This is a genomic window from Gellertiella sp. DMC107 (assembly GCF_056313605.1).
The window spans coordinates 45144-69870 of sequence record NZ_JBQUZZ010000001.1 but is presented as its reverse complement, the minus strand read 5'-3'; the positions used below and the strand labels follow the sequence as shown (position 1 = coordinate 69870).

Genomic DNA, 24727 nt, shown 5'->3' with positions numbered 1-24727 from the left:
GGCGGGAGCTGTTTCTGTGCGAAGGACGGTTCGGCGTTTCGCGGAGGCCAAGCCATGGCCGAAGCGTGTTCGGCTTTGCAGGACGGGAGGAAGATCGAATGTTCGGGATCCTGAAGAACCGCGCCTATCGCCACCTGCTCGGGGCGCAGGTGATCGCCTTGATCGGAACGGGCCTTGCAACCGTCGCGCTCGGACTTCTGGCGTACGATATTGCCGGAGCGGAAGCGGGAGCGGTGCTCGGCACCGCGCTTGCCATCAAGATGATCGCCTATGTCGGGGTTGCACCCATCGCGGGCGCCTTTGCGGAAATCTTGCCGCGCCGGCCCATGCTGGTCGCGCTCGATCTGGTTCGCGCCGCCGTCGCGCTGTGCCTGCCCTTCGTCACCGAGGTCTGGCAGGTCTATGGGCTGATTTTCATCCTTCAATCCGCATCCGCAGCCTTCACGCCCGCCTTCCAGGCCACGATCCCCGAGGTTCTGCCCGACGAGAAAGACTATACCCGGGCCTTGTCGCTCTCCCGGCTCGCCTATGATCTGGAAAGCCTCGTCAGCCCGATACTGGCGGCTGTGCTGCTCACCGTCATTTCCTTTCACGCCCTCTTCGCCGGCACGGCCTTCGGCTTTCTTGCCTCGGCTGCGCTCGTCGTTTCGGTGCGATTGCCGATGGCCCGCAAGCCCGAGCGCCGCAGCATCTACGAGCGAACCGTCAAGGGAATGCGCCTCTATCTTGCGACGCCCCGTCTGCGCGGGCTTCTGGCCATTTCCCTTTCGGTTGCGGCGGCGGGCTCGATGGTGATCGTGAACACGGTCGTCTTCGTCCAGGCGCGTTTCGGCCTCGGTCAGGACAGCACGGCACTCGCCCTTGCCGCTTTCGGCGGCGGCTCCATGGTGGCGGCGCTGCTGCTGCCGCGGCTGCTGGACCGGGTTTCCGACAGGCCGATCATGCTCGCCGGTGTCGGCCTGCTGATCGCCGGGCTCGTCGCGACCGCGCTGGTGCGGGACTATCAAGCGCTGCTGGTCGTCTGGTTTGCGATCGGGATCGGTTATTCCGGGGCGCAGACGCCTTCGGGACGTCTCTTGCGCCGGTCGGCCCATGCGGAGGACCGGCCCTCGCTCTTTGCGGCGCAGTTCGCGCTTTCTCATGCGTGCTGGCTGTTGACCTATCCGCTGGCCGGATGGCTGGGGGTGACGGTGGGCCTGCCGGCGACAGCGCTGCTGCTCTCCATGCTGGCGGTCAGCGGTCTCGGCATCGCCTTGTGGCTCTGGCCAACGGCGAGCGATGGCGCGCTGGTTCACAGCCATGCGGATCTCTCTCCCGACGATCCGCATCTGGCGGAGGGAACCTGGCAGGGGCCGCATCGCCACAGCCATACGATGATCATCGACAGGCTGCATCCCGCGTGGCCGACGCCGTGAAGAACGATTCACCCTGTACGAAAGTCTGCCAGTACGACCCGCGCCGAAAATGGTGTGCGGGCTGCGGGCGCACGGCAGAGGAGATCAAGTCCTGGCGGAAGCTGTCTCCCTACCAGAAAACCAGGCTGGCGGCGGAGCTCAAATGGCGGGTTGCAAAGCTTTCGTGAAGCGGTTGCCGGGAGGGATGTCCGGCCCGGCGGATGCTTTCCCTCAGGCAAAGCTCTTCTTGCGGGGCTGGATCGCGTGGGCGTCCTCGACGGCGGGGACGGTCTGGAGGACGCGGCGGGCCGGGAGGATGGCGATGACCTCGGTGCCCTCGCGCAGCTTCGATTTCAGGATGAACTGGCCGTCATGCTTGGCCATGATCGCCTGCACGATGGGCAGGCCGAGGCCGGTGCCCTGTTCGGCGCTCTTGATGGCGATGGAGCCCTGGCCGAAGGCCGAAAGCACGACCGGGATTTCATCTTCGGGAATGCCCGGGCCGGTGTCCTTGATCGCCACATATTGACCGCCGGTCGAGGTCCAGCCGGCCTTGACCTGGATCTCGCCGCCCTGCGGGGTGAATTTCACCGCATTGGACAGCAGGTTCAGGATGACCTGGCGCATGGATTTTTCGTCCGCCCAGACGGCCGGCAGCGAGGATTCGAACATTTCCGTAATCGTGATGTTCTTGGCGCTGGCCCTCAGCTGCACCATGCCGATGCAGTCCTCGGCGATATCCAGCAGGGAAATCGCCTCTTCCTGCAGCTCGTAGCGCCCGGCCTCGATCCGGGAGAGATCGAGGATCTCGTTGATGAGGTTCAGGAGATGCTGCCCGGAGCGGTGGATGTCGTTGATATATTCCTTGTAGGTCGGGTTGTTCAGCGGGCCCATGACCTCCGTCGCCATCACTTCCGAAAAGCCGAGAATGGCGTTCAGCGGCGTGCGGAGCTCGTGCGACATGGAGGCGAGGAAGCGGGATTTCGCCAGATTGGCCTCTTCGGCCCGCCGCCGGGCCTCGTCGGACATGGATTTCGCCGTTTCCAGCTCGGCAATCAGCTCGTCCTTTTCCGACTGGAAGGAGAGGAGCTTGATGTTCGACTTGTACATCCGGTCCGTGACGATGATGAAGAAGGCCACCGCGACGGAGAGCATGGCGAGAAGGGCGATATCGAGCACCCCGCCGCCCAGGGCCGCATTGCCGATCAGCGTCAGGATGACCGGGGCAAAGGTGACCGCCACGGAACGGCGCAGCATGAAGCAGGAGAGGGCGGTGAACGACACCACCACCAGCAGGATCGCCCCCTTGAACAGCGAATAGTTGTCCACCGAGCAGGCGCCGCAGGACTGCACGCTGAAGGCGGCCCAGCCGAAGCCGGTCAGCGCCTGTCCGGCCAGCAGCACATGGCGCCATTTGCCGACATTTTCCTGCGTGACGGACTGCCGTTGCGTGAAGCGCTGCAGCAGCGTGTTGCCCGCATGCAGGACGAGCGCCGCCAGCGCCCAGGCGATCAGCCGGAGGTCGTCGTTGAAATAGGTGCCGATCACCGTGATCGCGATGATCATGTAGGGGGTGATCGAGGAGCTCTGCAGCGCCGCCGCCAGATGCATGATCAGCAGGTCGCGGTCGAAGGTATGGATGGCGCGGTCGCCATATTGAAGCTTCTCACGCGTGGCCTTGATGGCGCGAGCGACCGCCCTGTTGCGGCTGCCCCGCGACAGGTCCACAATATTCTTGTCGGTCGATGTGCTCACTGGCTGCGTCATGAAACCGTTTGGCGATAGATGAGAATCTGGCTAGACCTTAAAGGCCAATTCTTAAGAAGAAGCTGATTTCAACCATTTGTTTTCCAATTTCCTTAGGTCAGGTGCCGTTTGCGATACCGGTTCCAGAAGACAGGCCATCCTTCCCGGCGCATCCGTCGCGAGATGCTGATATTGTTTTTGTTTCTGGGGCTTGCGGGCGCTTATTCCCTTTTTCAACGCCTCCTGCCGCAGGCGGAGATCGCCGGCGGCTTCCGGGCGGTGGATGGCGATACGTTAACACATGGCGGTCTGCGGATCCGCCTGAAGGGCATCGACGCGCCCGAGCGGCGGCAGCTCTGCGGGGCAGCGACGGCCCGCTGGCCGTGCGGGCTCGAAGCGGGGCGGGCGCTCGCCAGCCGGTTGACGGGGCTCGTCTGCACGCTGAGGGGCACCGACAAATATCGCCGCCGGCTCGCCTCCTGCCGGATGCCGTCCGGCGATCTCGGCGCGGATCTGGTGCGGCAGGGCTATGCGGTGGCCTATGGCGGCTACGCGGCAGAGGAGGCGGAGGCCCGCCGGGCCGGGCGCGGGCTCTGGTCCGGGCCGTTCCAGCGGCCCGAGGACTGGCGAAAGGCGCACCGGCCGCGCGCCGCCATGGTCGAAACGGCCGGTCCGCTCGATCTTCTTCTGGCATGGTGGTACGGTTCGGATGACGAAAGCGGAGCGGACGATGAAGCTTCATGATGGCGGCCGGGCGCCCAATCCCCGGCGGGTCACGCTGTTTCTGGCGGAGAAGGGCATCACGGTTCCGACCGTGGCGGTGGACATGGGGCGAGAAGAACATCGCTCGCTGGCGATCAGCCGGCTCAACCCGCTGCAACGGTTGCCGATCCTCGAGCTGGATGACGGCACCGTGCTGACCGAGACGGTCGCGATCTGCCGCTATTTCGAGGAGCTCCATCCGGAGCCTCCGCTTTTCGGCACGGGCGCGCTGGAGCGGGCGCAGGTGGAGATGTGGCAAAGGCGGGTGGAACTGCACTTCTTTCTCGCCGTTGCCGCCGCCTTCCGTCATCTTCACCCCGCCATGGAGGGCTGGGAGGTGCCGCGCATTCCCGAATGGGGCGAGGCCAACAAGCCGAAGGCGCTGGAGTTCCTGCGTCTGCTCGATGCCGAGCTGGCAACCCGTCCCTTCGTGGCCGGCAACCATTTCTCCATCGCTGACATCACCGCGCATGTCACGGTCAATTTCATGAAGCCGGCACGGATCACAATGCCCGACGATCTGGTCCATGTCCGCCGCTGGCATGGCGAGGTGGCCGCGCGTCCGGCCTTTGCCGCGCTCGCCTCGTGAGCGGAACCGCCGATCTTGCGGATCTGGCGGCGGAGATCGCCGCCTGCCGGATCTGTCGCGATGTTTCCGAGGGCGGACCGGACCGGCGCCTGCCGCACGAACCCCGCCCGGTCGTGGTGCTGTCATCCAGCGCCCGCATTCTCATTGCCGGACAGGCCCCGGGGCTTCGCGTGCATGAAAGCGGGCTTCCGTTCAACGATGCCTCCGGTGACCGCCTGCGCGACTGGCTGCAGGTGGACCGCGCGACCTTTTACGATCCCTCCCGCTTTGCCATCGTGCCCATGGGCTTCTGCTTTCCGGGTTATGACGCGAAAGGCAGCGACCTGCCGCCGCGGCGGGAATGTGCGCCCCGGTGGCGCGCCCGCGTCATGGCCGCCATGCCGCAGGTCGAGCTGGTGCTGACCGTCGGCGCTTATGCGCAGGCATGGCACATGGGCGCGTCCGCCCGCCGGGGCATGACCGAGACGGTGCGCGGCTTCCGCAGCATCCTGGCATCGGAGGGACGCCCCTCCATCCTCCCGCTGCCGCATCCGAGCTGGCGCAACACGGGCTGGATCCGGCGAAATCCCTGGTTCGAGGCCGAGTTGCTGCCGGTGCTTGCCGCGCGCGTTGGAGCGCTTATTTAGCACAAATTGGCACTTTTATTCTAAGGCATCGCCCTATAAGGAATAATTGTGCGGATGGTCCTAAAATGGTCGTTCGCTTTTCAAGCGCAATCTGCTCTTGAAGGTTGTGCGGACGGATTTGGGGCAAGGCCGTCCGCGTTACGGAAAGGATAAGGGCATGGATCGACTGGACCGCAAGATTCTTCGTCTTCTGCAGGAGGACTCCACTCTCGCCGTGGCCGATCTGGCGAAGAAGGTGGGCCTGTCGACGACGCCCTGCTGGCGTCGCATCCAGAAGATGGAAGAGGATGGCGTGATCCGCCGCCGGGTGGCGCTGCTTGACCCCGTAAAGGTCAATACCAAGGTCACCGTCTTCGTTTCCATCCGCACCAATGCCCATTCCATCGAATGGCTGAAGCGCTTTTCCGAGGTGGTGGTGGAATTTCCCGAGGTTGTGGAATTCTACCGCATGAGCGGCGACGTGGATTACCTGCTGCGCGTGGTCGTGCCTGACATTGCCGCCTATGATGCCTTCTACAAGCGCCTGATCGCCAAGATCGAGATCCGGGACGTCTCCTCCGCTTTCGCCATGGAGCAGATCAAGTACACGACCGAGCTGCCGCTCGATTACATGGGCATCGACAACGTCAAGACCGGCGACGACTAAGGGCTGGTCGTCGCAGCGCCGTCCCGGCCGACGGCGGCGGCGTTCGGCTCCGTACCCGCAATTTCGTGCCGGTGCGAGATTTCTGATGCTTTCAGCTTCCCTGTTGTCGTAGGCTCGCGTGGTGGATTCCAGACCGGGCGGGCCGCTTCGATGACCTTCGTCTATGCCTATGCTTTCCTTTGTGTTTTCCTTGCGGGTATCGTGAGGGGATTTTCCGGCTTTGCCTTTGCGGCCCTTGTTGTGATCTCGGTTTCCTTCGTGCTGCCGCCGGAAACGGTCGTGCCTGCCGTCTTGATCCTCGAAGTGATCGCCGGCATCCACCTGTTGCCGTCCATCTGGCGCACGGTGCACTGGCCGTCGATCACCATCATCGTGGTGGCATCGATCGTCGCCACGCCGTTCGGGGTCTATGTGCTGGCCAATGTGCCGGCAGAGCCGATGAAGCTGGCACTGGCGGTGATCACCTTCGCGGCGGCGGGTCTTCTCGCAACCGGCTATCAACTGAAGCGCATGCCGCGACCGGCGGAAACCGCCGCGACGGGGGCGGCGGCGGGCCTGCTCAACGGCGCCTTCGGCATTGGCGGACCGCCGATCATCATCTTCTTCCTCGGGTCGCCGCTGGCGCTCGAAGCCGGCCGCGCCTCTATCGTCGCCTCGTTTCTGGCGATGGACATTGCCGGTCTGATCTCGCTCTTCGCCTTCGGCATGTATGACAGGCAGAGCCTGACGCTGACCGTTCTCGCCCTTCCGGCGCTGGTTGTCGGGGTCTATATCGGCTCCCGCATGGTGGGCAGACTCGACGAACGCGCGGCCCGCAAGGGTGTCATCGCCATTCTGATGATCCTCTCCCTGATGATGGGCTATCGCAGCCTCGTGTCGCTCTGGGGCGGCTGAGGGGGTGGGCTTGAAAATGGAGCCGTTTCGTTTATATTAGTTTTTTGTGTGGATGTAACGGAGCCTTTGCCATCATGCTGCATGACCTGTTGAAGCAGAATGCGCAGCGGATCGCATCCGCGGCAGAAGAAGAAATTTCCATTGCCCATTCAAAGGGCAAAGACGTGTATTTTGAAGATCCTGATGAAGAAGGTTCGGTCGTCAAGGAACGGCCGGATGGGCGGTTAGAGAAAATCCATTCCAAAAAGGGTTTCGCCGCCTGAATTTACGCGAAAATCATGAAGCCAAATTGTCTGGTGCTTGCCGGGCCGAATGGTGCTGGCAAGAGTTCGATATACAAGCACCTTTCACCCGAAGGGGAATTCATCAATGCGGACCAGATTGCGGTCGAAATGCGGGAAACACATCCCGTAAACACGGACTTTGCCGCAGGTCGTGAAGCCATGCGTCGCATCGATGCTCATCTGGGCGAGCAGCGGTCCTTCGTGTTCGAGACGACTTTGGGCGGGCAGCAGCCTTTGAAGAAGATGCAGAGGGCCCGGGATGCGGGATTTCATGTCGCATTGGTCTTTGTTGCGCTTTCGTCTGCCGATTTGCATGTTGCCCGTGTTGCGCAAAGGGTCAGTCAGGGTGGCCATCACATCGATGCGGAGCTGATCAGGCGGCGCTACATCACCGCCTTCGACAATCTCGTTTCTGCTTTGCCTATCGCACACGAAACGGCGCTCTACGACAACAGCGCACGGAGTGGATACCGGCTCTGCGCCTTTGTGCATGAGGGGCACATTCGGGAAAACAACCTGGTCAGGCGGCGGCGCTTTGACCAGCGAATAGCGGACTGCTTGTCCCGAGGTCTAGGCTTGCCGATGTCCGCCGTGCTCAAAGGTGCTGCCTAGCCCAACCCCACCTTTCGCAGGGCGATTGGGCCTTTCAGCTCCCGCACGGCGTCCTTGCCGATCCAGCGGGCGGACCTGTCGGGGGAGAGGCTGAGCCTTTCGGCGAGCGCGAGTGCCGCCGCGTGGCAGACGGCATTGCGCTTGCCGATCTGGCGGAGGGCCCAGTTGACGGCTTTCTTTACAAAATTGCGCGGATCGGTTGCGTATTTCTCGATATCCGGGAGGAATGCGAGAAAGATATCATCGGAACGTTTTTTCAGGTGCACCGCGCTCCAGGCCATCATGACGAAGCCGGTGCGACGGACGAATTCGCGCTCGTCGGCAATGAATTCCGGGATCAGCAGCGGACCGAGGCCGGCATCGGCAAAGGTGTCCGACCAGCTATCGACCATTTCCCAGGATCCGAAGGTTGCGGCATAGGCGCGGGCCTGATCGGGCGTGACCTCATTTACCTCTTCGGTATAGGAGGCCAGCAGCCGTGCCTCGCGGATGCCGCTGTCCCAAAGCGCCAGCGCGCGGGCATGGTCCCGCTTGATGATCCGGGCAATCGCCCGGAGTTCCGTGTTCGAAATGCCGAGCGCATGGTCCGTCACGATGCCGAAACGGGCCATGCCGGCAATATTCTCCTCGTTGCGCAGGCCGTGCAGATGCGCGATCACATCCGTTGCGGAAGAGGAGCGGGAAAGGCTCATTTTTCGAGGCGGGCGAGGAGCGAGGACGTATCCCAGCGATTGCCGCCCATGGCCTGCACATCGGCGTAGAACTGATCGACCAGCGCGGTGACCGGCAGCTTCGCCCCGTTGCGGCGGGCTTCGGTCAGCACGATATCCAGGTCCTTGCGCATCCAGTCGATGGCGAAGCCGAAATCATACTTGCCCTGGTTCATGGTCTTGTGGCGGTTTTCCATCTGCCAGGAGCCGGCGGCGCCCTTGGAAATGACCTCGACCACCTTTTCGATGTCGAGGCCGGCCCGCTTGCCGAAATGAATGCCTTCGGCAAGGCCCTGCACGAGGCCGGCAATGCAGATCTGGTTGATCATCTTGGTCAGCTGGCCGGCACCGGCCGCCCCCATCAGGCCGACCATGCGGGCATAGGCATCGATAACGGGCCGGGCCTTTTCGAAGGTGGCTTCCTCACCGCCGCACATGACGGTCAGCACGCCGTTTTCCGCGCCGGCCTGGCCACCGGACACGGGCGCATCGACGAAGCCGAGGCCCTTGGCCTTGGCGGCCGCTTCCAGCTCTCGCGCCACTTCGGCGCTGGCGGTTGTGTTGTCGATCAGGATCGCGCCGGCCTTCATGGAGGAGAGAACGCCGTTCTCGCCCGTCGTGACGGAGCGCAGGTCGTCATCATTGCCGACGCAGGTAAAGACGAAGTCCGCATCCTTTGCCGCTTCCGCCGGGGTCGGCGCCGAACGGCCGCCATGCTGCTTCACCCAGGCCTCTGCCTTGGCGGCGGTGCGGTTATACACGGTGACATCGTGCCCGCCCTTGTTCTTCAGGTGAGCCGCCATGGGGTAACCCATGACGCCAAGACCGATGAATGCCACTTTCGCCATCGCGATCACTCCTCATCACGCATTCCCTAAACCGGTTGAGAGGCTTATCGGAAATGCTGCGGATGCGAAAGCAAAATCAGGCGAGACGGGCCGTGACCAGAACGCCCGGCGACGGGTTGCCTTCCTGCATGCGGACGTTGATCTCGAGCATCTCAAGGATCTCGAACCCGGTCGCCTTCAGCCGCTCGGCGATGTAGCCCGGCGCATGCACGAAGCGGTGGAACGGATAGACCTTGTAGGGCTCGCCGCCCAGCTCTTCCGTGCTCCGGGTTTCCGCGGAGAAGATGAACAGGCCGCCCTCGTTCAGGTTCTCCGCCGCACCGAAGAACAGGGCTTCGAGCGCGCCCAGATAGGGCACCACGTCGGTGGCGGTGATCAAGTCGAAGGGACCGTCGTCATTGTCTTCCAGATAGTCCTCGACTTCTGCGACATAGAGGGTGTCGTAAACTTCCTTCTCGTCGGCAATCGCGACCATGTTTTCGGAGAGATCGAGGCCGGTGATGTCGGCGGCCATGTCGCGCAGGGCGGAGCCGGCGAGACCCGTGCCGCAGCCGAGATCGAGCATCTTGCCGAAGGGGCCGAGCTTCCGTTCCTGCAGCCGCTGGCGCACCATGACCGGCACGCAATAGCCGAGCTGCTCGACGAGAATATCCTCGAAGGCTTCGGCATGCTGGTCGAACAGGGTTTCCACATAAGCTTCGGGCGCTTTGGCCGGGGTATCGCCATGACCGAGCGCGGCGAGCCTCACGGCCGCGCCGCCATGATCCTCCGGATCGAGCGCCAGCACCTCGCGATAGGCGATGGCTGCGGCTTCCGCATTGCCGGTTTTTTCCAGGGCGAGTGCGCGGTTATAGGCTTCCGCGAGAGCCTCTTCGTCGATCTTCTTGGCCATGGCGCACTCATATTCCGGCTGCACCGGTGGTGCAACCGGAATCATCCGCGCTCAATGCAGGATGAATTCGCCCTTCAGCGCCCGCCATTCATTGGCGCCGATCAGCTTGCGGTGCACGTAGCGCACCGAATGCAGCGGCCCTTCGAGCTTTTCTTCCCAGAATTTCAGGAAGTCGCGCATCTCGGGAAAATCCGGCGCCAGATCATAGTGCTGCCAGACATAGGTTTGCAGGATCGTGGGATGATCCGGCATGCGGTAGAGAATATGCGCGGTCGTCAAGCCGTAGCCGCGCAGCTGCATTTCCATATCCGTGTTCATGGGTGCCTCCGGGTTTCACGAAAACCAAAGTTCCAGTCACGGCGCGCCTGTGATGGAAATGGAACCATGGCAAGGTTAACCGAAGCTTTCCATTTTGGGGTTGTTGCTGATTTTTCTCGTTATAACAATGTGATAGCAGCGAGGTAAGGTGAGTGCTGCCAGCTTGCAGCCATAAATCGCAGGCGGTAAACTCGCCGCATGACGGAGTGGGCAGAGAGCCGGGAGGACCTTAGGGCATGAAGACCAGAATGATGGCATTGGGGCTGGCCGCGGCCGTGCTCTTGCCGGGCGGCGCGCAGGCCGGCGCGAATATTGCCGGCACGGGTTTTTCCACCTGCCGGGAATTTCAGGAGGGGCTGGCCGATCCCGCCACGTACAATCTGATCGTTTCGTGGGTTCTCGGCTTCTATTCGGGCATGAATGCCAGCAACGATGCCGAGGGCAAGCCGCAGCGCGATCTGGCCGGGCTCGGCGGCGAGGAGCGTTCCAATGCCCTGACGGCGGAGATCGCCAAGGCTTGCGAGAGCGATCCGGACGGGCCGGTGGTCGCCCACATCTACCCGCTTTACGAGACGCTGCCCGACTATCAGAAGTGACGGATGGCGCAAGCCTTGCGCTTTCCGGGGCGGGCGGGCAGGGGGCTGAAAGCCCCCAGCCGCGATCTCAGCGATGCAGGTGGCGGGTCAGGCGGCGTTCGAGCCAGGCCCAGACATGGCGCAGCGTTTCCACGATCAGCAGATAGAAGATCGCCGCCCACAGATAGGTCTGGTAGTCGAAGGTGCGCGAGAAGGCGTAGCGGGTCTGGCCCATGATATCGAGCACGGTCACGACCGAGACGACGGCCGAGCCCTTGATCATCAGGATGATCTCGTTGCCATAGGGGCGCAGCGCCACGATGAGCGCCTGCGGCAGGATGACCTTGCGGAAGGCGATGCGATCCGGAATGCCGAGGGATTTTGCGCCTTCGCGCTGGCCCTTCGGCACGCTCTCGATGGCGCCGCGCAGGATTTCCGCCTGATAGGCCGCCGTATTCAGGGTCAGCGACAGGAAGCCGCAATACCAGGCCTCGCGGAAGAACCACCAGAGGCCGACGGCCTCCAGCTCCGGCTTGAAGCTGCCGACGCCGTAGTAGAGCAGATAGATTTGCGCGAGCAGCGGCGTGCCGCGGAAGATATAGACATAGCCATAGGCCAGCCCGTTCAGCAGCGGGTTCCGCGACATGCGCGCAAAGGCAATCGGCAGCGACAGCAGCGCCCCGAAGGCGACCGAGACGACCACCAGCGTGGCGGTGACCCGGATGCCGTCCAGATAGCGCGGTCCGTATTTGGCGAATTTTTCCGGATCCCAGCCGGTGAGGACCATGTAGACCAGAGCCACGGCCAGCAGGAGCCAGAGCGCCTGCGCGAGATTTCCGATCACGGCGGACTTGCTCAGGGGCTTGCGCTCGGCCTTGGGGGCGGGACGGGCGGGGATGAGGGTTTCGGCAAAGCTCATCGGCTCATCTCCGCGCGTTTGGCCCAGCGTTCGATGAAGCCGAGGACCAGGGAAGACAGGACGGCGAGCACCAGATAGAGGCCGCAGGCCAGCATGTAGAAGAAGAAGGCCTGCTTGGAGACCTTGGCGGCGACGCCCGTCTGGCGCAGCAGCTCGGCAAGGCCGATGACCGAGACGAGGGCGGTATCCTTGAGCAGGTTCATCCAGAGATTGACGAGGCCGGGCAGGGCGATGCGGATCAGCTGCGGCACGATGATGAGCACCATGGTGCGGCTCCGGCTGAGGCCCAGCGCGTCGCCCGCCTCGTACTGGCCGCGCGGAATGGCCTTGAAGGCGGAGAGCAGCACTTCCGAGCAATAGGAGGAAAAGACCACCGACAGCGCCACCATGCCGGCGACGAAGGCGTTGATTTCCACGCGCTCCTCATAGCCGACCCAGGTGAGGAAGCCCTGAATGAGGATCTGCGCCCCGTAATAGACGATGAACAGGGTGAGCAGTTCCGGCAAACCACGGAAGATGGTGGTATAGATGCCTGCAGCGCGGCGCAGCGACGGCTCGCGCGATTGCAGCGCCAGCGCAATGAAGAAGCCGATGACGAGGCCGAGCGGCAGCGTGGCCAGCGCCAGCGACAGCGTCATCTTCAGGCCGAGCGCGATCTCGTCGCCCCAGCCGGTATCGCCGCACGCGACGATGGAATCCGGTGGCAGGAAGGAAAACACCCCCACCGGCCCGCATAGCGGGTCAAGCACATGTCCCAGCCAGCCCATGAACGAGCCGGCGGCGGAGAAGACTCCGTCCATTTTTCCCCCTCGCGCCTTGCCGGCGCGTTGTCCTTATCTCGGGTCTTGCACAGGCCATGCCCCGTTCCGGGGAGCGCTTGGCCTGCGCCGGGCGTCTTGCCGCGCCTCGCCTTCAGGTTATGCCCGAACGGGTGACGGTGTCCACCATCCGATCAGACTCTCCTAAAATTCGAAAGAAAATGGCGGAAGATCCGGTCTTCCGCCATGTTTACCGCGTCTTGACTTCGCTTATTCGCCGTAGACGTCGAAGTCGAAGTACTTCTTGTTGATTTCCTGATACTTGCCGCTGGCGCGGATGCCCGCGATGGCCTGGGTGAAGCGATCCGCCAGGGCTTCCTCGCCCTTGCGCACGGCAATGCCGGCGCCTTCGCCATTGATAACTGGATCGACCGGCAGGGTGCCGAGGATCTTGCAGCAGCTGCCGGCATCGGACTTCACCCACTGCGACAGCACCACGACGTCGTCGATCACCGCATCGATACGGCCGTTGGCAATATCGAGCTTGTATTCGTCAGAGGTCGGATAGAGCTTCAGCTCGGCGCCCTTCATGTGCGCTTCGGCATAGTTGGCATGGGTGGTGGAGGACTGGGCACCCAGCGTCTTGCCTTCCAGCGCGGCTTCGGTGGCTTCCGTCAGCGGGCTGTCCTTCGGCACGGCAATGGCCGGAGGGGTGTTGTAGTACTTCTTGGAGAAGGAAACCTTTTCCTTGCGCTCGGCGGTGATCGACATGGAGGCGACGATTGCGTCGAACTTCTTCGCCTGGAGCGCGGGAATGATGCCATCCCAATCCTGGGTGACGAATTCGCAGGTCACCTTCATCTCGTCGCAAAGAGCCTTGGCGATATCGATGTCGAACCCGGTCAGCGTGCCGTCGGCCTCCAGGTTGTTGAAGGGCGGATAAGCGCCTTCCGTGCCGATGATGATCTTTTCTTCGGCAAGGGCGCCGCCAGCAACAAAAGCAATGGCCGCAAAGCTCGCGGCAGCCAGAAGGCGTGCAGACAATTTCATGAGATCCTCTCCTTTTACAGGCGCCGGTTCGGACCGTCCGGCGCTCCCCTTTTGATTTGTGTATGTCTATACATAATTATGTCCGCTATTTTCACGGACGAGCTACGGAAATCAATATTAAATATGAATTTCCTGCCGTAAACGGGTTTTTTTGGCTGTTCTCGCGGAAAATCGGGGGAAGAACCGGGCAAAATTCGCCAAAAGCCACGTCCCGCTTGCGGAACGCTATTGCCCGGTTCGCGTTAACCGGTCGGTGAACAGGGCATTCATGGGCTATTCAGCTGGATGCCGCTACCCCTTTTCGGGAAGATTGTGAGCAGCTTGTCATATTCACGCCAGGAAATGCGGCAAGCTGGTCGGGTTCCCATCATCGCGATTCTTTCGCGCCAAGAGGATTAAGACATGACGCTTCGTTCCAAACTCTTTGCCACAGTGGCCTTGCCGGTGCTGTCGGTATCCCTGATTGCCGAACCGGCCCTTGCCGCGGGCAATCGCGCAGGCCAGCAGGCCGAATGGCTGATGGCGCAGGCGCTCGAGGGTGACCTCGATGGCGATGGCCAGTTGAGCGCGGAAGAGCAGCAGCTGCTCCAGCAGCAACAGCAACAGGAAGCCCCGGCCGAAGAGCCTGCCCCGGCCGAAGAACCGCAGGCCCAGCCGGAAGAACAGCCCGCGCCGGCGGAAGAGCCCGCGCCTGCCGAAGAGCCTCAGGCCCAGCCGGAAGAGCAGCCCGCCCCGGCGGAAGAGCCGGCACCGGCCGAAGAGCCTCAGGCCCAGCCGGAAGAGCAGCCCGCCCCGGCGGAAGAGCCGGCACCGGCCGAAGAACCTCAGGCCCAGCCGGAAGAGCAGCCCGCCCCGGCGGAAGAGCCCGCGCCTGCCGAAGAGCCGCAGGCCCAGCCGGAAGAACAGCCCGCTCCTGCGGAAGAGCCCGCACCGGCCGAAGAGCCTCAGGCCCAGCCGGAAGAACAGCCCGCCCCCGCGGAAGAGCCTGCACCGGCCGAAGAGCCGCAGGCCCAGCCGGAAGAACAGCCCGCTCCTGCGGAAGAGCCCGCACCGGCCGAAGAGCCGCAGGCCCAGCCGGAAGAACAGCCCGCTCCTGCGGAAGAGCCCGCGCCTGCCGAAGAGCCGCAGGCCCAGCCGGAAGAACAGCCCGCCCCGGCGGAAGAGCCTGCACCGGCTGAAGAGCCTGCCCAGCCCGAGGCACAGCCGGAACAGCCTGCCACGGAAGAGCCGGCCCAGCCGGAAGCGCAGCCCGAACAGCCCGCCACGGAAGAGCCCGCCCAGCCGGAGGCTCAGCCGGAGCAGCCTGCCACGGAAGAGCCCGCCCAGCCCGAAGCCGGCAACACGGATGCGCCGCTGCCTGTGATCGAGGATACGCTCTCGCCCGAGCAGAAGCAGCAGATCGCGGAAGATCCGTCCAAGACGGCGGATACGGTCGTGCTGCCGGTCGATAATGGCGGCGCCGTTCTCGACAGCGACAAGGACGCCGATACCACGGGTGGTTCGGAAGCCCGCGATGCCCGCACCAAGGAACGCGAGCAGGTCGATATCGCCCCGCCGCCGGAAACCGATGCGGATGCGCAGGCTGCCCTGCCGGTGATCGAGCCAGCGGCCGTGAATGAGGCCTTGCAGGAAAAGGGCAAGAAGGTTTCCGAAGCCCCGACCTTCCAGGTGCCCGGCGTCACGCAGGTGAACAATGTCACCAACAACAACGTGACGAACAACACGGTTATCAACAACACCGTGACCAACAATACGGTCGTCAACAATGTGACCCAGGTGAATGTGGTCGAGAAGGTCGACAATTCCGTGGTGCTCAATGTGGGCAACCAGATCGTGGTGCGCACGGATGACCGCGAACGCCTGCGGATGGACAGCAATGACAGCTTCTACGAGAACCTGTCGCGTGGCCGCAGCCGTGAAACCATCGTCCGCCCGGACGGCACCCGGATCGTCACGATCTACAACCAGTATGGCGACATCATCCAGCGCTCGCGCATCAATTCCGAGGGCGATGAATATGTGATGATGTACTCGCCGGAGGCGGACACCGAAGAGCCGCGCCGCATCTACGACGCCGGTTACGACCTGCCGCCGATGCGCCTGACGGTGCCGGTCAGCGACTACATCGTCTCCACCTCGGAAGACTCGGACGAGGATTACTACACCTTCCTCGAAAAGCCGCCGGTTGAAAAGGTGGAGCGCGTCTACACCATCGACGAAGTCCGCTACTCGGCCCGTCTGCGCGACAAGGTGCGCCGTATCGATCTCGATACGATCACCTTCTCCTCCGGCAGCGCGGAAGTGCCGATGTCGCAGGCCAAGACCCTGAAGAAGGTGGCCGGCGCCATTCTGAAGGTGCTGAAGAAGGATCCGGGCGAAACCTTCCTGATCGAAGGCCATACGGATGCGGTGGGTTCGGACAAGTCGAACCTGGTGCTTTCCGACCGCCGCGCCTCCTCGGTGGCCGCTCTCCTCACCGAAGTCTACGGCATTCCGCCGGAAAACCTGGTGACACAGGGCTATGGCGAGCGCTACCTGAAGATCCGCACCGCCTCCGCCGAACAGCAGAACCGCCGCGTCACCATCCGCCGCGTCACCCCGCTGGTTCGCCCGATGGCAAAGAAGTAAGGCAGACGACACAGCCGTCAAAAAGCAAGCCGCCCGGAGCGATCCGGGCGGCTTTTCTGTTTCGTAAGATGTCGATGGCGGCGGGCAGGGGGGCTGCCAGTCGGCGTTGCTGACAGGGCCGATACCCGGCTGTCAGATGTCCCTGAGACCGGTGATGCGTTCGACGAAGTTGGCGATGCTGACGGTGTCGTCGAGGTCGAAGACGGGGAGGCCCTTGTCGTCCACCGGGTGATCGGCGGCGATGGCGACGATGGTGGGATCGCCGGGCGCGAGCGGCTGGCGGTTGGCGGCGTCCAGGCGGCGGGCCTCGATCTTGGGGATCGGCTCGCGCTTGTAGCCTTCGATCAGCACCAGGTCGCAAGGGGCGAGGCGGGCGAGGATCTCCTCGAAGGCGGGCTCGGGGGCGCCGCGCAACTCGTGCATGATGGCGTAGCGGGTGCCGGAGACGATGGTCACCTCATGGGCCCCCGCCTGCCGGTGGCGGAAACTGTCGGCGCCGACCTTGTCGATGTCGAAATCGTGGTGGGCATGCTTGATCGTGGAAATGCGATAGCCGCGGCGGGTGAATTCCTCGACCAGACGCACGGCGAGGCCAGTCTTGCCGGAGTTCTTCCATCCCGAAATCCCGAAAACGCGGGGTGCGCTCATGGTAACCTGTCCCGTAAGGCGAGCGCCTGCCGATAGTCGGCGGGCGTGTTGACGTTGAAGAACGGGTCTATCGCCGCTTCCGGGGTCTCGATCAAGGGAAAGCTGACCGCCACATGCCGGTGACGCAGGATAAAGGCCTTCAGGCGGCGGTTTTCCGGATCGGCGAGCCACCGGCGCAGATCCTCTTCCAGCGCCAGGGGCCACAGCGCAAAGACCGGATGCCAGTGGCCGTCCGCGCTGGCGGCGACGGCGATCTCGTCCCCCCCGACGAGGGCGCCCTGCAGCGCGGCCCGCAGGCCTGCCGGGAAAAAGGGGGTGTCTGCCGCGACCGAAAGGAGATGGGTGGCCCGCGTGCCCGTGTGGCGGACATGGGCGAGCCCGGCCGCAATGCCGGCAAGCGGCCCGGCAAAGCCCTCGATGTCATCCGGCACGCGGGGAAGATCGGCAAGGCCGGAAAGGGGCGCGTTGACATTCAGGGCGACGGCGTCGCATTGGCTCCGCAAGCGGTGCGCCACATGGTCGATCAGCCGACCCTCGCCGAAAGGCAGGAGCGTCTTGTTCTCGCCCATGCGGCGGGACAAACCGCCCGCCAGAAGAAGGCCGGGCCTCTCGCTCATCCCGCCTCCCGCGCCCGCTTCTGGCGGCCGCGCATGGCTTCGCGGTGGAAAGTGTAGAGGCCGGTCAGCACCACGATGACGATGCCGATTACCGTTACCCCGTCCAGGGTTTCGCCGAGAAACAGCATGCCGAGCGCAATGGAGGCCAGCAGGCCCGAATAGCGGAAGGGGGCGATGAAGGAGATTTCCCCCGTGCGCATGGCGGCAATCACGAACTGGTAGCCGATCAGCGAAAACACCGACCCCACAGCCAGATGCAGGAAAATGCGCGGCGTGATGGGCATCCATTCGCGCGTGAAGAGCAGGATCAGCCCGCCCGCCATCGTTACGCAGGCGGCGTTGACCGTGGTGACCATCAGCGAGGGAATTTCCGCCGGCACCCGCTTGGTGGCAAGATCGCGCCCGGCCGCCAGGAACACGCAGGCAATGCCGAGCAGGGAGGCGGTGGTGAAGCCGTCCGGCCCGGGGCGGATGATGATCAGCACACCACCGAAGCCGACGACGATGGCAAGCCAGCGCCGCCAGCCGGTGGGTTCGCCGAGGAACAGCGCCGCGCCCAGCGTCACGGCCAGCGGCAGCGATTGCAGGATCGCGGAGATATTGGCGAGCGGAATATGGCTGAGCGCCGCCAGGAAGACGATGGCCGCGACGACCTCGAAGAAGATGCGCAGCACGACCGGCGTGCTGGCCATGACCCGCAGCGGACGCAGCGCGTTGAAATGCCGGGCGATGAGAAAGACCAGCGCCGTCGTCATCACCCCCCGGATGAGCATGATCTGCCCGACGGTGATCTCCGTGCTGATCGACTTGATCAGCGCATCATTCGCGGCAAAGCCGCACATGGAGAGCGCCATGAACAGGGCGCCTTTCATGTTCTTCGAAATGGCCATACGGGATGATTCCGGCGCGTGAGGACGATGCTGCATGTCTAGCCGGAAAAGCCCGGGGGCAATAATGCATATTTATGATGGCTGGCGGGCGGCTGTTGATGGATCGGTCAGCCGCCGGTGACGCTCATGTGCCGGGCGACGGCCGGGCGATTGCGGGTGCGATCGATGATGAAATCATGGCCCTTCGGCTTGCGCGATATGGCCTCGTCGATGGCCGCCGAGAGATGCGCATCGTCCTGCGAAGCGCGCAGCGCGGCCCGAAGGTCGGCGGCGTCGTTCTGGCCGAGGCACATGTAGAGCGTGCCGGTGCAGGTGAGGCGGACGCGATTGCAGCTTTCGCAGAAATTATGGGTCATGGGCGTGATGAAGCCCAGACGACCGCCGGTTTCCTTCACCGCCACATAGCGGGCCGGCCCGCCGGTGCGGAAGGGAATGTCGGTCAGCGTGAACTGCGTTTCCAGGGCGGCGCGCAGTTCGGAAAGGGGGAGATACTGGTCGGTCCGGTCCTCGTCGATCTCGCCCATGGGCATGGTCTCGATGACGGTGAAATCCATGCCGCGCGCATGGGCCCAGCGGATCATCTCGGGGATTTCCGCATCGTTGAAGCCCTTGAGGGCCACCGCATTCAGCTTGATCTTCAGCCCCGCGGCCAGCGCCGCATCGATGCCTTCCATGACCTTCGAAAGCTCGCCCCAGCGGGTAATGGCCCGGAATTTGTCCGCATCCAGCGTGTCGAGCGAAACATTGATGCGCTTCACGCCCGCTTCCGCCAGCTCCCCGGCAAAGCGCGCCAGCTGCGAGCCGTTGGTGGTCAGCGTCAGCTCTTCGAGCTCGCCGCTTTTCACGCGGGCGCCGAGCGCACGCACGAGGTGCATGATGTTCTTGCGCACCAGCGGCTCGCCGCCGGTCAGGCGGATCTTCTTCACGCCCTTGGCGATGAAGGCGAGGCAGAGGCGCTCCAGCTCCTCCAGCGTCAGAAGGTCCTTCTTCGGCAGGAAGGTCATGTTTTCGGCCATGCAATAGGTGCAGCGGAAATCGCAGCGATCCGTGACCGAAACGCGCAAATAGGTGACCATCCGCCCGAAGGGGTCGATCATCGGTGCGATGGCCGTATCGCCGGAAAGAGGACCGGGCCTGCTGTTCACCGTCATGCTCCGTGCTTGTTTCCGCCTAATGTGTTGGCTGGGGACCCCCACGTCAAGAGAATGACGATTTTGTGTTGGCGACGATGCGCAGCGAGCGAAGGCAAACCGTCCATAGGCGGCATGGTGCCCCTGCCGCCCGTCCAGCGCTCAGGCGCGGCGAGGGCGCTTGCGGTGGCGGGCCGGAGCGCCTAGATGAAAAACCACGAGACACAGCGAGGCACCCCCATGAGCGAGAGCACGACCATCTGGCCGACCGAAATCCGGGTAACCAAGGACCGGCAGAGGCTTGTCGTCGCCTTCGACAACGGCAAGGCCTACGACCTGTCGGCGGAAATGCTGCGGGTCCTGTCGCCGTCGGCCGAAGTGCAGGGCCACGGTCCCGGCCAGCGGGTGACGGTGCCGGGCAAGCGCACGGTCTCGATCATCTCCATGACGCCGACCGGCAATTATGCGGTGCGGATCGGTTTCGACGACGGTCATGACAGCGGGATCTTCACCTGGACCTATCTGGCCGAGCTTGGCGAGACCGGCGTCGAGAAATTTGCCGCCTATGAGAAAGAACTCGCCGAGAAGGGCATGAGCCGGGACAAATCCGAGAAGCCGCGCTGAGAAAATGAGTCCGGACTTCCGGCCAAGCGATTGACCGGAAAGGCGTTCTACTCCTCTTCCCGGATCTCGCTGATCAGCACGGATGCGACCGATTCCATGATTTCCGCCAGTTCGCGGCAGCGCTCGATGGGGGTGTGGGAAAGGGTGCGCTCGATCACCTCGGTCTGGATGCGCATCGCCTTTTCCGCGAGGTCCCGACCCCCCGATGTGAGCGACAGCCGCAACACGCGCTTGTCCCGGGCGTCGCCGGCACGGGCGATCAGCCCCCGTTTTTCCATCTGCGGCAGAAGCATCGACATGTTGGACCGGCCGACCAGCAGCTTGCGCGCCAGCTCCTGCTGCGTGATGCCCTCGTACCGGTAGAGATTGACCAGGATATCCAGATGCGGCGGCTTGATGTCCAGTTCGGCGAGCGAGCGCGACAGCACCTGCTGCATCAGCTGGCAGGCGCGACCGACGGCGATCCAGCTGCGAAAACGCGGGTGATCCCAGGGAAGGGCTTGATTTTTGTTCATACTTGTACTTTATTGTTCATCGTTGAACATTAGCGGAATCCCACTATGGCATCCTTTGCGCTTTCCGTCATCCGCCTCGGCCTGAAGGCTGTCGCAACCGTCTCACCCGAACACGGCGCGAGGCTGGCCTACCGGCTGTTCTGCACCACGGACAATCCGAAGCCGAAGGGGGCGAAGCAGCGCGCGGCCCATGCCGAGGGCGAGGCCATCCTGGCCGGCGCCAAAGCGGTCCAGCTTTCGCTGTCCGATTGCGCGGCCATGACCTATCTGTTCGATGCGGCGAAAAGCGCGCCCCGGGTGCTGGTCGTGCATGGCTGGGGATCGGCGGCCGCCTATCTCGCGCCCTTTGCCCGCGGGCTGCACCAGGCCGGAAACCGGGTGGTGGCGCTCGACCTTCCCGGCCACGGCCGCTCCGGCGGCCGCATTCTGGACATGCGCCGCGCGGTCGAGGCCATCAATGCGGCATCCCGCGAGCATGGTCCTTTCGACGCCATCGTGGCCCATTCCTTCGGCGGCGCGGCGACGATCGTGGCGACCGCAGGCCTGATTGCCTGTGTGCCCCGGGTGAGGGTTGGGCGTCTCGTCATCATCGGTGCGCCAAGCCGGCTCGACTTCATTTTCGCCGGTTTTGCCCGGATGATGCGGCTCGGCAAGCCCATGCTGAAGCGGATGGAAGAGCAGGGCCAGCGCGAAACGGGGCTCCATCCGGATGCCTTCGACGGGGCAAGACTGGTGGCGAAGCTGGGTGTGCCCGCCCTGATCGTGCATGCCCATGACGACAAGGAAGTGCCGGCCGACAATGCCGCTGCCTATGAAGGTGTTTCGCCCGCCATCACGGTGCGCTGGGCGGATGGTCTCGGGCATCGCCGCATCGTGCGCGACGAGGGGGTGATTGCCGAAGTGGCCGCCTTCATCGCCCAGGGAACGGTGGCCGAAGCCGCCTGACACGCGACAGGAAAAACGGCGCAATCCTTGCGGATGCGCCGTTCCAAGCAACCCCGGTCCGGTTACTTCTTGTAAATCAGCCAGCCCTTCTGGAATTCCTTGCGCATGCCATCCTCATAGGGGATGGAGCGGTTGCGACCGCCATTTTTGGCGCAGTAGAGAGCCACATCGGCCTTGGTGTAGAGATCGCTCGGATCTTCCGCGGCATCCGCCATGCAAATGCCGATGGAAATGGTGATCGGGCCGTAATTCACGCCGGTCTTGGAGTTCTTGAACGGCGTTGCTTCCAGGCTCCGGCGCACCCGCTCGCAGATCTGCATCACCTCGTCCAGCGTGTTGCCTTCGAGGATGAAGGCGAATTCCTCGCCGCCGGTGCGGGCGACGAAGACGTCCTTGCGAAGGTTGGCGCGGATGACCGTGGCGACGGTTGCGAGGATCTTGTCTCCGACCGGGTGGCCGTAGGTGTCGTTCACCTTCTTGAAATGGTCGATATCCGCAATCACCAGCGCGGTGATGGCCGTGCTCATGGTGTTATCGTAAACGGTCGCCAGCTTGTCGTCGAAGGCGCGGCGGTTCGAAAGACGCGTCAGCGAATCGGTATTGGCGATGCGCTTGTACTCGTCCAGTTCCTGGCGCACCTGCTCCATCTCGCGGGATTTCAGCGAGAGATTCTCGCTCGTCTGCGCCCCCTTGGCCATGGTGGCGCCGGTGGCATCGGCCAGCAGCGAGATCGCGTTGCGCAGGATGTCGGCGCTGGCGGCGCTCTTGTTCGAAATGCGGTTATAGGTCTCGCCGAGAAGGCGGTTATAGCTTTCCAGCGAATTCTGTTCCTGGCGCAGCATCCGCACCAGACCGTCCAGCTCGGTCATCAGGCGGGAATGGGCTTCGTCCACCACCGTGTGCTGGTGACGGTTGAAGTACTTGACCCCGATTTCATCGAGCTCTTCCTGCGTCGCCTTCTTGCCCAGCGCTGCAACCTCACGGGTGAGTGCAGGATTTGAACCGAGATAGGCTTCGTAAAAAAGCTCGTAGTTCCGCGGAATGGGAGAAACGCCCATGGTGCGCATGGCATAGGTGATTTGCCCTGCAATATCTGGAACCTGAGCCTTCAAGGCATGGGCCGCATCCATGGCGGTATTCTCCGGATAGTCTGTTCCCTTGGAGGCAGATCATTAGCGCCCACGGGTTATAATTTTATTAAAATCCGAGTTTTTACTAATAAGTTTTGTGGATGACTTTTTTGGATTGGCCCTGAAATCACCCAATATTTCGGGGGGTTTACAAGTTTCTCTTTTGTCAATTTTGCCAGAAAAACCGGCTGAAGACTTGCAACGGGACGAGCCGGAGGCGGCCGGCCGCAGATTCTACGGCCGGCTCGCTTGTATTCCGTCAGCCTAGATTGAGTTCCTGGAAGAAATCATTGCCCTTGTCATCGATAACGATGAAGGCGGGGAAGTTTTCTACTTCAATCTTCCACACGGCTTCCATGCCGAGTTCCGGATATTCGAGAACTTCAACCTTGCGTATGCAGTCCTGCGCGAGCCGCGCTGCGGGTCCCCCTATTGAACCAAGGTAGAATCCGCCATGGGTTTTGCAGGCCTCGCGAACCTGTCGGCCGCGATTGCCCTTGGCCAGCATGACCATGGATCCGCCGAAAGACTGGAACTGGTCCACATAGCTGTCCATGCGGCCGGCGGTGGTCGGGCCGAAGGAGCCGGAGGCGAAGCCTTCGGGCGTCTTGGCGGGGCCGGCATAGTAAACCGGGTGGTTCTTCATGTAGTCGGGCATGCCGCCGCCCTGTTCCAGCCGTTCGCGGATCTTGGCATGCGCGAGGTCGCGGGCGACGATGATGGTGCCCGTCAGCGACAGGCGGGTCTTGACCGGATGCCGCGACAATTCGGCGAGAATGGCGCTCATCGGCTGGTTCAGATCGATGTTCACCACGGATTCCGACATCTTCTTCTCGTCGATCTCGGGCATGTAATGGGCCGGATTGGTTTCCAGCTGCTCCAGATAGATGCCGTCTTTCGTGATCTTGCCGAGGGCCTGACGGTCTGCCGAGCAGGAAACGCCGAGGCCGATCGGCAGAGAGGCGCCATGGCGGGGCAGGCGGATGACGCGGACATCGTGACAGAAATACTTGCCGCCGAACTGCGCGCCCACACCCATCTGCTGGGTGAGCCTGTGGATTTCCTTCTCCATCTCGATGTCGCGGAAGGCATGGCCGCTTTCGGACCCTTCCGTCGGCAGGCTGTCGAGGTAGCGCGTGGAGGCGAGCTTCACCGTCTTCAGGTTCATTTCCGCCGAGGTGCCGCCGATGACGATGGCGAGATGGTAGGGCGGACAGGCCGCCGTACCCAGCGTGAGGATCTTCTCCTTGAGGAAGTCGATCATCCGGTCATGGGTCAGCAGCGAGGGCGTGCCCTGGAAAAGGAAGGTCTTGTTGGCCGAGCCGCCGCCCTTGGCGACGAACAGGAACTTGTAGGCATCCGTGCCTTCCTCGTAGAGGTCGATCTGGGCCGGCAGGTTGTTCTTCGTGTTCTTCTCGGTAAACATGGAAAGAGGCGCAAGCTGCGAGTAACGCAGGTTCTTTTTCTCGTAGGCATCGAGAACGCCTCTGGCGAGCGCGTCATAATCGCCGCCCTCGGTCCAGACGCGGCGACCCTTCTTGCCCATGATGATGGCCGTGCCCGTATCCTGGCACATGGGCAGCACGCCGCCGGCGGCGATATTGGCGTTCTTCAAGAGGTCATAGGCGACGAAGCGGTCGTTCTCGGTTGCTTCGGGATCCTCAAGGATCGCGGCGAGCTGCTTCAGGTGACCGGGCCGCAACAGATGGTTGATGTCTGCAAAGGCCGCTTCGGCCAGCAGGCGCAGGCCTTCCGGCTCCACGGTGAGAACCTCCTGACCCTTGAACGTGTCGACCGACACGTAATCGGAGGTCAGCTTGCGGTAGGGGGTCTTGTCTTCGCCGAGAGGAAAGAGATCGTCAGCCATGTCCTGGGCCCTTTTATGCCGTCAAATAGCGTCGATGCGCTCCATGCCACGCGGGCATTGCGTCAGCGTTGCTCTAGTGGGCGGGGCGCAGAATTGCAATGCGCCGGAAG

Annotated in this window: 28 protein-coding genes; 13 read left to right on the top strand and 15 right to left on the bottom strand. The window is 63.1% G+C overall.

The genetic code is table 11. The features are described 5' to 3' along the window. Nucleotides 1–98: 98 nt before the first annotated feature. Together ACT54B_RS00320 and ACT54B_RS00315 are read left to right on the top strand one after the other, a co-directional pair. On the top strand, nt 99–1415 hold the full coding sequence (locus tag ACT54B_RS00320) for an MFS transporter (RefSeq protein ID WP_476041953.1): 1317 nt from the start codon (nt 99–101) through the stop codon (nt 1413–1415). Further along, a complete protein-coding gene (locus ACT54B_RS00315; protein ID WP_476041951.1) occupies nt 1400–1582 on the top strand; it encodes a DUF1289 domain-containing protein in 183 nt (60 codons plus the stop codon). The genes ACT54B_RS00320 and ACT54B_RS00315 overlap by 16 nt, the downstream gene beginning before the upstream one ends. 43 nt (nt 1583–1625) lie before the next feature. On the opposite strand, the gene ACT54B_RS00310 is transcribed toward ACT54B_RS00315, so the two are convergent. Then, nucleotides 1626–3161 (bottom strand): sensor histidine kinase, encoded by a 1536-nt coding sequence (locus ACT54B_RS00310; RefSeq protein WP_476041949.1) that lies wholly within the window; start codon nt 3159–3161, stop codon nt 1626–1628. 171 nt (nt 3162–3332) lie between these two features. Between ACT54B_RS00310 and ACT54B_RS00305 the strand changes: the two genes are divergently transcribed. The 7 genes from ACT54B_RS00305 to ACT54B_RS00275 all read left to right on the top strand — a co-directional run bounded on the left by ACT54B_RS00305 (nt 3333) and on the right by ACT54B_RS00275 (nt 7553). Beyond that, entirely contained in the window at nt 3333–3884 is a 552-nt protein-coding gene (locus ACT54B_RS00305) for a thermonuclease family protein (RefSeq protein WP_476041947.1), read from the top strand. Then, on the top strand, nt 3871–4491 hold the full coding sequence (locus ACT54B_RS00300; RefSeq protein ID WP_476041945.1) for a glutathione S-transferase: 621 nt from the start codon (nt 3871–3873) through the stop codon (nt 4489–4491). The genes ACT54B_RS00305 and ACT54B_RS00300 overlap by 14 nt, the downstream gene beginning before the upstream one ends. Then, a complete protein-coding gene (locus tag ACT54B_RS00295; protein ID WP_476041943.1) occupies nt 4488–5117 on the top strand; it encodes a uracil-DNA glycosylase family protein in 630 nt (209 codons plus the stop codon). The genes ACT54B_RS00300 and ACT54B_RS00295 overlap by 4 nt, the downstream gene beginning before the upstream one ends. A gap of 157 nt (nt 5118–5274) precedes the next feature. Then, the gene (locus ACT54B_RS00290; protein ID WP_476041941.1) at nt 5275–5763 is read left to right on the top strand and encodes an Lrp/AsnC family transcriptional regulator; all 489 of its coding nucleotides are present in this window, start codon (nt 5275–5277) and stop codon (nt 5761–5763) included. 150 nt (nt 5764–5913) lie between these two features. Further along, the gene (locus tag ACT54B_RS00285; RefSeq protein WP_476041939.1) at nt 5914–6657 is read left to right on the top strand and encodes a sulfite exporter TauE/SafE family protein; all 744 of its coding nucleotides are present in this window, start codon (nt 5914–5916) and stop codon (nt 6655–6657) included. A 74-nt stretch (nt 6658–6731) separates the two neighbouring features. Then, the gene (locus ACT54B_RS00280; protein ID WP_476041937.1) at nt 6732–6920 is read left to right on the top strand and encodes a hypothetical protein; all 189 of its coding nucleotides are present in this window, start codon (nt 6732–6734) and stop codon (nt 6918–6920) included. Between the two features lie 15 nt (nt 6921–6935). Beyond that, nucleotides 6936–7553, top strand: coding sequence for an ATPase (locus ACT54B_RS00275; protein ID WP_476041935.1), 618 nt, complete (start codon nt 6936–6938; stop codon nt 7551–7553). Here ACT54B_RS00275 and ACT54B_RS00270 read toward each other — a convergent pair. From ACT54B_RS00270 to ACT54B_RS00255, 4 genes are all read right to left on the bottom strand, one after another. Beyond that, nucleotides 7550–8245: a DNA alkylation repair protein gene (locus tag ACT54B_RS00270; RefSeq protein WP_476041933.1), complete on the bottom strand. Its 696-nt coding sequence runs from the start codon at nt 8243–8245 to the stop codon at nt 7550–7552. The two genes, ACT54B_RS00275 and ACT54B_RS00270, sit on opposite strands and share 4 nt — an antisense overlap. Next, nucleotides 8242–9111, bottom strand: a complete 870-nt coding sequence (locus ACT54B_RS00265) for an NAD(P)-dependent oxidoreductase (RefSeq protein WP_476041931.1) — start codon at nt 9109–9111, stop codon at nt 8242–8244. Before ACT54B_RS00265 ends, ACT54B_RS00270 begins: the two co-directional genes overlap by 4 nt. 76 nt (nt 9112–9187) lie before the next feature. Continuing rightward, nucleotides 9188–10003 (bottom strand): class I SAM-dependent DNA methyltransferase, encoded by an 816-nt coding sequence (locus tag ACT54B_RS00260; RefSeq protein WP_476041929.1) that lies wholly within the window; start codon nt 10001–10003, stop codon nt 9188–9190. Between the two features lie 51 nt (nt 10004–10054). Continuing rightward, a complete protein-coding gene (locus ACT54B_RS00255) occupies nt 10055–10321 on the bottom strand; it encodes an usg protein (protein ID WP_476041927.1) in 267 nt (88 codons plus the stop codon). A 236-nt stretch (nt 10322–10557) separates the two neighbouring features. Between ACT54B_RS00255 and ACT54B_RS00250 the strand changes: the two genes are divergently transcribed. Next, a complete protein-coding gene (locus tag ACT54B_RS00250; RefSeq protein WP_476041925.1) occupies nt 10558–10917 on the top strand; it encodes a hypothetical protein in 360 nt (119 codons plus the stop codon). Nucleotides 10918–10984: 67 nt separating this feature from the next. On the opposite strand, the gene ACT54B_RS00245 is transcribed toward ACT54B_RS00250, so the two are convergent. From ACT54B_RS00245 to ACT54B_RS00235, 3 genes are all read right to left on the bottom strand, one after another. Beyond that, on the bottom strand, nt 10985–11815 hold the full coding sequence (locus ACT54B_RS00245) for an ABC transporter permease (RefSeq protein ID WP_476041923.1): 831 nt from the start codon (nt 11813–11815) through the stop codon (nt 10985–10987). After that, nucleotides 11812–12615 (bottom strand): ABC transporter permease, encoded by an 804-nt coding sequence (locus ACT54B_RS00240; RefSeq protein ID WP_476041921.1) that lies wholly within the window; start codon nt 12613–12615, stop codon nt 11812–11814. Before ACT54B_RS00240 ends, ACT54B_RS00245 begins: the two co-directional genes overlap by 4 nt. A gap of 228 nt (nt 12616–12843) precedes the next feature. Continuing rightward, the gene (locus tag ACT54B_RS00235) at nt 12844–13623 is read right to left on the bottom strand and encodes an ABC transporter substrate-binding protein (protein ID WP_476041918.1); all 780 of its coding nucleotides are present in this window, start codon (nt 13621–13623) and stop codon (nt 12844–12846) included. Between the two features lie 402 nt (nt 13624–14025). On the opposite strand from ACT54B_RS00235, the gene ACT54B_RS00230 reads away from it, so the two are divergent. After that, nucleotides 14026–16251 carry an OmpA family protein gene (locus tag ACT54B_RS00230; RefSeq protein ID WP_476041916.1) on the top strand — a complete coding sequence of 742 codons (2226 nt, stop codon included), beginning with the start codon at nt 14026–14028 and terminating at the stop codon, nt 16249–16251. A 132-nt stretch (nt 16252–16383) separates the two neighbouring features. On the opposite strand, the gene mobB is transcribed toward ACT54B_RS00230, so the two are convergent. The 4 genes from mobB to moaA all read right to left on the bottom strand — a co-directional run bounded on the left by mobB (nt 16384) and on the right by moaA (nt 19557). Continuing rightward, entirely contained in the window at nt 16384–16899 is a 516-nt protein-coding gene (mobB, locus tag ACT54B_RS00225; RefSeq protein WP_476041914.1) for a molybdopterin-guanine dinucleotide biosynthesis protein B, read from the bottom strand. After that, the gene (gene mobA, locus ACT54B_RS00220; protein WP_476041912.1) at nt 16896–17516 is read right to left on the bottom strand and encodes a molybdenum cofactor guanylyltransferase MobA; all 621 of its coding nucleotides are present in this window, start codon (nt 17514–17516) and stop codon (nt 16896–16898) included. Before mobA ends, mobB begins: the two co-directional genes overlap by 4 nt. Next, on the bottom strand, nt 17513–18406 hold the full coding sequence (locus ACT54B_RS00215) for a DMT family transporter (protein ID WP_476041910.1): 894 nt from the start codon (nt 18404–18406) through the stop codon (nt 17513–17515). Before ACT54B_RS00215 ends, mobA begins: the two co-directional genes overlap by 4 nt. Before the next feature lie 107 nt (nt 18407–18513). Next, the gene (gene moaA, locus ACT54B_RS00210) at nt 18514–19557 is read right to left on the bottom strand and encodes a GTP 3',8-cyclase MoaA (RefSeq protein ID WP_476041908.1); all 1044 of its coding nucleotides are present in this window, start codon (nt 19555–19557) and stop codon (nt 18514–18516) included. Nucleotides 19558–19776: 219 nt separating this feature from the next. On the opposite strand from moaA, the gene ACT54B_RS00205 reads away from it, so the two are divergent. Further along, nucleotides 19777–20160, top strand: coding sequence for a gamma-butyrobetaine hydroxylase family protein (locus ACT54B_RS00205; protein ID WP_476041906.1), 384 nt, complete (start codon nt 19777–19779; stop codon nt 20158–20160). 47 nt (nt 20161–20207) lie between these two features. On the opposite strand, the gene ACT54B_RS00200 is transcribed toward ACT54B_RS00205, so the two are convergent. Then, nucleotides 20208–20675, bottom strand: coding sequence for a MarR family winged helix-turn-helix transcriptional regulator (locus ACT54B_RS00200; protein ID WP_476041904.1), 468 nt, complete (start codon nt 20673–20675; stop codon nt 20208–20210). A 45-nt stretch (nt 20676–20720) separates the two neighbouring features. Here ACT54B_RS00200 and ACT54B_RS00195 point away from each other — a divergent pair, with 45 nt between their 5' ends. Continuing rightward, nucleotides 20721–21620, top strand: a complete 900-nt coding sequence (locus ACT54B_RS00195) for an alpha/beta hydrolase (protein WP_476041902.1) — start codon at nt 20721–20723, stop codon at nt 21618–21620. 62 nt (nt 21621–21682) lie between these two features. Here ACT54B_RS00195 and ACT54B_RS00190 read toward each other — a convergent pair whose 3' ends face one another. Beyond that, a complete protein-coding gene (locus tag ACT54B_RS00190; protein ID WP_476041900.1) occupies nt 21683–22750 on the bottom strand; it encodes a GGDEF domain-containing protein in 1068 nt (355 codons plus the stop codon). A gap of 259 nt (nt 22751–23009) precedes the next feature. Then, entirely contained in the window at nt 23010–24617 is a 1608-nt protein-coding gene (locus tag ACT54B_RS00185) for a fumarate hydratase (protein WP_476041898.1), read from the bottom strand. Nucleotides 24618–24727 lie beyond the last annotated feature (110 nt).